This is a genomic window from Thermoleptolyngbya sp. M55_K2018_002 (assembly GCF_015295965.1).
In the GTDB taxonomy this organism is placed as follows: Bacteria; Cyanobacteriota; Cyanobacteriia; order Elainellales; family Elainellaceae; genus Thermoleptolyngbya; species Thermoleptolyngbya sichuanensis.
This window is the reverse complement of sequence record NZ_DVEA01000324.1, coordinates 1-8764: the sequence shown is the minus strand read 5'-3', so window position 1 is coordinate 8764 and position 8764 is coordinate 1. Positions and strand designations below refer to the sequence as shown.

Below are 8764 nucleotides of genomic sequence, written 5' to 3'. Positions count from 1 at the left end.
GGCACAACGATCGCCAGCGGGCGGCTGGATGCCAGTTCCCCCAGTGGCACGGGCGGCGCGGTGAATGTGCTGGGCGATCGCCTCGCGGTCGTCAATGCCGAAATCAACACCAGCGGCGCGACGGGCGGCGGGCCAATTCAGATGGGCGGCGGCTATCAGGGACGGGGAAGCGTGCCCAACGCCCGCCGCACCTATGTCAGCGCCGACTCCAGCCTGAATGCCGATGCGATCGCCACGGGCAACGGCGGCCCAGTCGTCATCTGGTCAGACGAGGCCGCCGCCTTTTCAGGAACGATCCGCAGTAGAGGCGGCAGTCAGAGCGGCAACGGCGGTTTGGTAGAAGTGTCGGGCAAGCTCAGCCTGGGATTTGACGGCACGGTGGATGCCAGTGCGCCCAACGGTCGGGCGGGGACGCTGCTGCTCGATCCCTTGAACATCATCATCAGCGACCTGCCCAACTCTCCGGGGGTCGGCGCTGCCCTGCCAGACATTTTTGCCAGTGAGTTTCCAAACCAAACTATCAACATCTCAGCCGATTCTCTGCTTAATTTTGGCGGCGATATTATCCTGCAAGCCACCAACGATATCACCCTCATCGACGGGCTGGATCTGTTCCTCGACGATACGCCGGGCATCGGCACGATTCAGTTTGTTGCGGATGCAGATAACAATGGCGCAGGCAGCTTTAGCATGGGCACCAGCAATACCCTGACAACAGGGGGGCGCAACTTGCTGATTTCTGGTGCATCGATTCGGGCCGGAAATCTCGACACGGGCGGATTTCTCTTTGAGACTACAGGCCAAATCAGCCTCCGGGCATCAGGCGACATTACCGCAGCACGGCTGAGTACGCAGAACTCGCTGGGCTTTGGCGCGGGGCCGGTAAACGTCATCAGCGAACTGGGCAATGTCACGGTCGAGTCGATTGATACTCGCAGCATCCCAGGGCCCGAAATTCCCTCTGCGGAGGGCGCAGGCGGGAACGTCACGCTGAGGGGCGATCGCGTCCAGGTAACGGGCATTATTGCAGACGCGAGCCTGTCCGAAGCAACCAGCATCGCTACCCAGGGCAGCAATCTGCTGAATAACGGCACGATTACTATTACCCACGCAGGCGGCCCCGATAATTTCGATTTTGTGGTGGGTGCGGCGGGAACCCCCAACGGCACTCGTGGCAGCCTCTCGACCGGGAACAGCAGCATCAGCAGCAGCCAGTTTCCAGTCGAGTTCAACGGCAGCATCAACACAACCACGCCTGGAATCACTATTAATTCTGTCAACAGCGCCCCCAACCTCGACATTCTCAATTCCAACCAAGGGTCGGGGCAGCAAGGGCAAACGATTCAGATTTTGGTCAGTAACTTAGGATTGTCGGGGAGCGATGCTGACCGAGATACGATTGGTTTTCAAATTGCGGCGATCGCCCCCGGAGTCAGCATCACCCGCGACGGGTCGCCCGTCGGGGTGGGAACCGTGATCAGCCCCAGCGACAGTCTGGACGTGACGCTGCCCAACACAGGCAATGATCTGACTTTTCTGCTAGACGTGTTTAGCGTCGTTGCAACCGACCCCAATGGTCAGGGCGGTGTTCTCAGTCGCTCCCCCGCTCGCCCGGTGCAGGTTAGTGTCCAACCTAGGTCGAATGATGGCGGTAACGGCGGCGGTAATGGTGGTGGTAACGGCGGTGGTAATGGTGGCGGTAATGGCGGCGGTAACGGCGGCGGTACGGTACGTCCGCCTCGGCGCAACAGCACTGACAATGAATTCAACGAGGGCGAGGACGGCTTTGGGGACGACTTTGAGGACATCGGCGTGATTGGGGAACCCTGGCTTCCCAGCATCGAACCCGATATCTACTACTTTGAGGATGAATTCAGCAGCGAGTTTATTGAATTTCTGGGGCTAGAGGCGACGCGGCCGCTGTCGCTGTCCGATGGACGGGCGATCGCCTATGCCATCGAACAGGCCACCGGAGTCCGCCCTGGTTTCGTCTATATCAGCTTTGTGCCACCCCAGTCGGGGCTTTTGCGCGAAAGCGTGCCGCCCCATGACACCGATCAGCTTGAGCTAGTGGTCGTCACGTCGCAAAACAACCTGATTCGCAAGCGCGTCGAGGGCGCAACCCGGGCCCAGGTGATGGCGATCGCCCAGGAGTTTCGCAACGAAGTCACCAATCCCGCAAACGTGCTGAACACCCGCTACCTGCGGTCGTCCCAGCAGCTATACCAATGGTTTGTCGCGCCCATCAAAGCCGAGCTAGACGAGCGCGAAGTCGAAAACCTAGTATTCTTGCCGCCGGCCGGTCTGAGAGCCTTACCCTACGCCGCACTCCACGACGGCGAACAGTTCCTAGTAGAGCAATACAGCGTCGGCCTCATGCCCAGCCTCAGCCTCACCGACACGCGCTACGTCGATATTCGCAATACCCAAATGCTGGCAATGGGCGTGTCCAAAAGCACGCAGGGTCAGGCCCCCCTGCCGTCGGTGCCCGTCGAGCTAAACGCGCTGGTGCTAAAGCTCTGGCGCGGGCAGATTTTTCTAGACGAGCGCAGCACCCTGGCCAACCTCCGCGCCGCCCGCCAGCAGCAGCCCTTCGGCATCATTCACCTCGCCACCCACGCCGACTTTGTGGCGGGCAACATCGGCGCGTCCTACATCCAGTTCTGGGATGAACGGCTGGGGCTGGATCAAGTGAAACAACTCGGCTGGAACGACCCGCCCGTCGAAATGCTGGTGCTGAGCGCCTGCCGCACCGCGTTGGGCAATGAACAAGCCGAACTAGGCTTTGCCGGCCTGGCCGTGCAAACGGGCGTAAAGACCGTCGTCGCCAGCCTGTGGTACGTCAACGATGCCGCCACGACTGCCCTAATGACCCGCTTCTATGAAAACCTGGCCACCTCGCCGATCAAGGCAGAGGCGCTACGCCAGGCCCAAGTCGCGATGGCGCGGGGCGAAGTGGGCATCGACGAAGCGGGTCGCCTGCGCGGGCTGGGCAGAGTCGGCGACCTGATCTTACCCGCCAGCAGCAGTAGCGAACTGCGCGGACAAGCCCTATCTCATCCCTACTATTGGGCCGCCTTTACGATGATTGGCAGTCCCTGGTAGCACGGTAGATTTACGATTTGCACCAGACTCTGGCTAGTGCTGCTTCAGGCTGCGCGGCAAGGTCGATGTCGATTTCCAGACTCCGGCTAGTTCTGCTTTAAGCTGCGCGGCAAGGTCGATGTCGATTTGCTGTTGCGGCGCACCACGGTAAATTGCTGCAAGGGCGCTAGCTCAATGCCACGTTCATAGCACTTGCCTTGAATATTTCGCCGCAGATCGGACTCGATCATCTCGTCATCGCGGAAGTTATTCGTAAACACATTGATTTCGTAAATCACACACTGCTCTGCGAACTCAATGTTCCGCACAAACGGCTCTGGTTCGGGCAACACGTCCTTCGTCTCTTTGGCTGCCTCAACCAAAACTTCGTAGGCTATTTGCCAGGGCACATCATATCGGAAACCAACTTCTACAAACACCATTGGCGGCTCATCTGCTTCGTCTCTCATCGAACCGCCCTGACGAAAATTGGTCACCGTCGTACCCAGAACTTCTGCGTTGGGAATACTGGCGTAATAGTTTTTATCGGTGAGAATTCGAGTCACCAATAGCCCTTTTTCAACCACTGTCCCCGCCACGTCACCAATTTCCACTTCGTCACCGAGCTTAAAAGCGCGAGTATAGGTCAACAAGATGCCTGCGATGATGTTAGCAATTGCCGAGCTGGAACCCAGCGAAATTAGGATACCCAAGAAGATTGAAATGCCCTGAAAGGCATCGCTGCCCGCTCCTGGCAAGTAGGGAAACGCAATGACTGCAAACAGCGCCAGAATCAGAATTTGGGCAATGCGCTCGGTGGGAACCGCCCAGTCTCGATCAAAGCCTGGAATGCTGAGATCGCCCTTGTCTACTTCAGAAAAGACAAATCTGGAGAACCGCATTAAATAAATAGCGGCATATCCTAAGATGACCAGAAAAATTAGCTTGGGCAGATATCCCAAGAAGCCGAAAAACAGCTGACTGAAAACCGAAAAAATAGACGAGAAAATGCCGATTGAAACAGATTGCGTTGCCGGGAAGAACGAGAGAACCGTATTGATGAAGATTGAGATTAGCGTCAGCAGCGCTACGATTCTAAGCAGACCAGAAAACTGAGTTAAATAGTTGGTGACCTGCTGTGCCGACAGAATTTCTCGGCTGCCCAGACGCAGAGTGCGAATGCGAAATCGGTCGGAAGATTCTATCTTTTGATCAATCCCCTTAAATAGACGATTAATCAGAGAGAACAGCAACGCAAAGATGAGCGTGGCGATCGCCGTTTTGCCGAGTCCTGCGAATAGCTTTTGGGGCGATCGCGTGTTGCGATACTCAATCACGCCGTCTTTAATTTCTTCAAGATGCTGTCGCGCTAGGGCTTCTCGCGACATCTCAGCAACATTTGCATCTGCTTGGGTAACAGCTATCAGCAAATCTTCGCCTGCCAGAATTTGCGTCACTCCATTATTGGGCAGATCATTCAACCGAAAATCTTCTAGCGGAATCTGAGAATTCGTTGCCGCCGACCGAATTGCTCTGGAGGCTTCGGCGGCTCGTTCAGCGCGGGATTTTGTGCCGATCGAGGCTTCCACGTTAAACAGGGTTTTGCCGCCCAAGGTCACGGCTGCACCCTGAGGCACTCTAGACGCATCCTGCTGCCCAGACTGAGGCTCGTCCGCAGGTTCCTCTGCTTTCGGCTCTGATCTGGGCGCAAAGATTTCTAGACCATCAATCTCTAGCGCGTGGCTCGATGCATTAATCAGATGAACAGGCAGATGAACAGGCGCAACCTGACTATCAGCCAGCGGACTACTCGCCAGCGGACTACTAGTTAGCAAACTACCAGCCAGCAGACTGGGAGCAGCAGCCCAAAGCAGCGTTAGAAGAAAGATGCTAAGCGCTTGTATCCCAATTTTGAGCCAAGAAGATCGAGCGTGCGATCGCCCGTTCCATGAACCCATTTTCCTAGAAGCGCTCCAGGGTTTCTTCCTGAAAGTCAGTTTTTGAAACAAACTTAAATTTCGCATCTGAATCGCATTTTGACGAAACAACCGGGCTGTAAATTCAAAAAAGTATTCTAAAAAGCCAGAGATAAAAACAACTTCAATACGGACTAGAACAATACGGACTAAAACTTTGACAAAATATCCCCTTTAACCGCATCCTATGCAACATAATTCTATGCAACATCTGCTGCAACATCTGCAACATCAAGTTAACCTTCAGAACCTTCCAAACCGCCCTGAAGTGTTACCTAGATTACATCAATCGCTCACAGATTGCGCGTTTAGGGATGCCCTGAGTCACGTCTGGGTTCAGTTTTTGTAGTGTATCAAGTTATTATGCTGCGCGATCGCCTTCTGCCAATTTTACTAACCGCGCTGACCAGTCTTTTGTTTGCAGGCAGCTTCATTGCTGGAAAATTTACAACGGTCGAACTCAGTCCCATCCTGACAACGCTGCTGCGTTACCTGATTGCCCTAGTCTTTCTCTCCAGCCTACTGATTCACTACAAAAAATCATCGCTACTGGTGCAAAAAAAGGATGTTTTTCTACTTGCATTGCTGGGCTTATTCGGCGTGGTCGGCTATCACTTTTTCTTCTTTCTCAGCCTGCGATATACGGCGATCGCCAACACTGCCATCATCAACGCCTTCAATCCAGTGATCACAGGCATCGCGGCGGCGCTGTTCATTCGAGAAAGACTGACGCTGCAAAACTACCTTGGCGGGGCGCTCGCCCTAGTGGGTGTGCTGGCGCTGCTGTCCAAAGGCGACCTCGGCAACCTGATCGGGCTGCAAATCAACCGGGGCGATGGGCTGATGCTGTGCGCGGTGCTGAGTTGGGTTGTGTACTCGCTGCTGATCAAGGTGCTGAGTCAGCGCTATTCCGGCTTCACAGTCAGCTTCTATGCAGCCGGGTTTGGCGTGATCTGGCTATTGCTGCTGAGCCTGCGCGAAGATTGGGCCACCGTGGCGCGGCTCTCTCCAGCGGCGATCGCCTCCCTCGGCTACATGGGCGTGGGCGCATCAGGTCTGGGCTATTTTCTCTACAACCTCAGCGTCAAAGCCATCGGCCCCACCCGCGCCTCCAGTTCGGTCTACAGCCTCGTTCCCATCTTCGTAACGCTGCTGGCCTTTGCCTTCTTTCGGCAGCCCATGACCGTCCTGATGCTGTTCAGCATGAGCCTGATTATCCTGGGGCTGCATTTTGCCCTGAAATCTCGATCACGCGGCTGACTGGCGAAACTGCCCCGTGCCCCGGAGCGCGTCTAGAAACACAAACACAGCGGGCGGATGCAGCACGTTTGCCAAGACCGCAGCACCGATCACCCGCTCCAGCGGCACTGGGAGCGATCGCACCTGCACGCCATCTGGAATCGGCAGCGCCGCCAGTCGGGGCAAAATCGCCGCGCCCAAACCCTGCGCCACCATGCTGACGATTGTGGAATCTTCTTTGACCTCGTAGGCGACCCGCAGCGTCTGCCCCCAGCGTTCCCAGTGATCGCGCACGGCAGAGGTACATTCAGCGTAGTTGTACAAAATAAACGACATCCGCGACAGCACCTCCCAAGTAAGCGGCTCCGGCACGGGTCTGCGGCCAGGCGGCAGCAGCACTACAAACTCATCTCGCCCAATTTCCCAGGTGTCGAACTCCTCAGACCGGGGCAGCGGCACCAGCCCAATATCCACCGCGCCTTCTCGGAGGGCCTGCTCCACCGCTACCGGGTCGTCTTCCGTCAGCGTCACTTCGATCTGAGGAAAGCGCTGGCAAAACTGGGCAATTCGCGGCGGCAGCAGGTGGGTCGCCGCACTGCGAAAAGAAGCCAGCCGCACGCGCCCGCCCTGCAACCCCCGCGCCAGGTTCACTTCATAGTCAATCCGTTCTCGCGCCTGCAAAATCTGCTGCGCCTGCACCAGCACCCGCTCCCCAAGCTGCGTCGGGTGTGCCCCAAACCGGCCGCGGGTGAGCAGCGACACGCCCAATTCCTCCTCCAGCGCGGCGATCGCCCGACTCACGGAAGATTGCGACACATCCAAATGGAGCGCTGCGGTCGAAAAGCTGCCCAGTTCGGCCACGGTCACAAACACGCGCAACTGGTCAATGTTCATAAAAGTTGTTCATAAAAGTTCATAAAAACTGTCCACCGCTCTGCCCCTAATCTGACACACGGTGAAACGGTATAGCACGGGAAATTTGACACATCCATCCGCTTTTTGCATAGATGCAACCCGCCTTAAGTTTTGTATCTGCCAAAAGCCCTGCGTTAGGGTAGCCGAAACGCAGCGTTGCAATGCAACAGCCCTTCTTCATCGCTAACCCACCATGTTTGACCTGATTTCCTACCGCAAATTCCGCGATACGCCCAGCGTTCGGTTTTTCGACATCACCATCGCTAATTCCAACGCCCGCGACCTCGTGTTTCATGAGGGCCCTGCCGTCAGCCCCAACAACAGCGACGACGGACACTGGCAGTTTTACATGCATCCCAACCAGGAAGACAACCTGCTGGCGCTGTCGGGGGGTCGCACGTTCTATCTGGTGAACTTTTCCTGGGATTACCCATTCCATATCGTGCGGCTAGAGGCCAACGGCGAGATTTTGCGGATTCCGCCGGGGACGTTTCACCGCTCCGTGTCCGATCCCCACGGCTCCCTCGTGCTAAACCAGGCCGTGCGAACCGCCGCCGCGACGGTGGAGAGCGAGTTTCGGGTCTACAACAGTGGCGAGATTCCCCGGCTGCTGCGCGTCACGTCGCAGTCTGCGCCACCCCCCAGAATGCACGGCTTTGACCGGGTGCAACTGCGGGTCGCCTAGCTCAAAAGGCGACTACGGCTACTGCTATGACCACTTATGACCACTTATGACCACTAAGGGCGATCGCGGCTGATTAACTCGCTATGCACCGATACCAAATGCTCAGCCAGTTTGCTGAGGCGCGATTCCAGGTCGTTCTTGCGGGTCACCAGTTGGCGCACCTTCTGGCAGCGGGCGATCGCCAGACTCACCTGGGGCACGCGCTCCGGCGGGCACTCCCGCGACCACACCTTGCCGTCTGCATCCAGCCCACAGAGCCGATAGCCCGCTCGCGGAGACTTGTGAATCATGCCATCGGGCGCAGCGTCGCAAATCGTTTCCACATAGCCCATCAGCGCGTCGATTTCTGCATGGCGGATGAACTCGGCCTCTGGCGGCGGCGGGGTAGTGGGCTGCGACTCTAGCCAGCCGTCGATAATCGGCCCCTCCATGTGCAATTCTTGAATTTCAAGCTGGAGCCGCTGGAGTTCTCGCTGCCAGCTCAGCAGCGTGCCCTCGATCTCCCGCAAAATACCCAGCGCCAGAGCAGGGTCCGTGGCGTGGCGCGGCGCGGCCAGGGGCGCAAACGGAAAACCCGGCAGGTCAGGCGTAGCAGGCGCGGCGGGTGATGAACTGGTTTGAGCGAGGGTCAGGGAAATGGGCGCAGACCCGCTTGAGGAGGCATTTGGGGACACAGCGGGCGCAAGTCCCTGGGAAAGGCGGGGAGAAATGGTGTGAGAAACCGTCGGCGCAACAGGATGGGGGCTGGGGGCTACGGCGGGGCGATATGGCTCCGCAACGCCAGCGTGACTGCCCTGTGATGCAGGCGGAAGCTTGCCGCCAAACGGCAGTTCGAGCAGCACGGGCGCGGCGGGCTGGGTCGCAG

Annotated in this window: 5 protein-coding genes and 1 pseudogene; 3 read left to right on the top strand and 3 right to left on the bottom strand. The window is 57.3% G+C overall.

The window, feature by feature from the left end:
* Nucleotides 1-3105: CHAT domain-containing protein (locus tag IGS51_RS16470; RefSeq protein WP_297079889.1), on the top strand; the 3105-nt coding region annotated here is incomplete at its 5' end.
* 86 nt (nucleotides 3106-3191) lie between these two features.
* Here the strand turns inward: IGS51_RS16470 and IGS51_RS16465 are convergent.
* The gene (locus tag IGS51_RS16465; protein ID WP_297079887.1) at nucleotides 3192-4919 is read right to left on the bottom strand and encodes a mechanosensitive ion channel family protein; all 1728 of its coding nucleotides are present in this window, start codon (nucleotides 4917-4919) and stop codon (nucleotides 3192-3194) included.
* A 489-nt stretch (nucleotides 4920-5408) separates the two neighbouring features.
* On the opposite strand from IGS51_RS16465, the gene IGS51_RS16460 reads away from it, so the two are divergent.
* A complete protein-coding gene (locus IGS51_RS16460) occupies nucleotides 5409-6320 on the top strand; it encodes a DMT family transporter (RefSeq protein ID WP_297079885.1) in 912 nt (303 codons plus the stop codon).
* Here IGS51_RS16460 and IGS51_RS16455 read toward each other — a convergent pair.
* The gene (locus IGS51_RS16455; protein WP_297079883.1) at nucleotides 6309-7193 is read right to left on the bottom strand and encodes a LysR family transcriptional regulator; all 885 of its coding nucleotides are present in this window, start codon (nucleotides 7191-7193) and stop codon (nucleotides 6309-6311) included. The genes IGS51_RS16460 and IGS51_RS16455 overlap by 12 nt on opposite strands.
* 214 nt (nucleotides 7194-7407) lie before the next feature.
* Between IGS51_RS16455 and IGS51_RS16450 the strand changes: the two genes are divergently transcribed.
* Nucleotides 7408-7899 (top strand): redox protein, encoded by a 492-nt coding sequence (locus IGS51_RS16450; protein ID WP_297079881.1) that lies wholly within the window; start codon nucleotides 7408-7410, stop codon nucleotides 7897-7899.
* 53 nt (nucleotides 7900-7952) lie between these two features.
* Here the strand turns inward: IGS51_RS16450 and IGS51_RS16445 are convergent.
* Nucleotides 7953-8764: pseudogene (locus tag IGS51_RS16445) on the bottom strand (hypothetical protein); the annotation flags it as partial.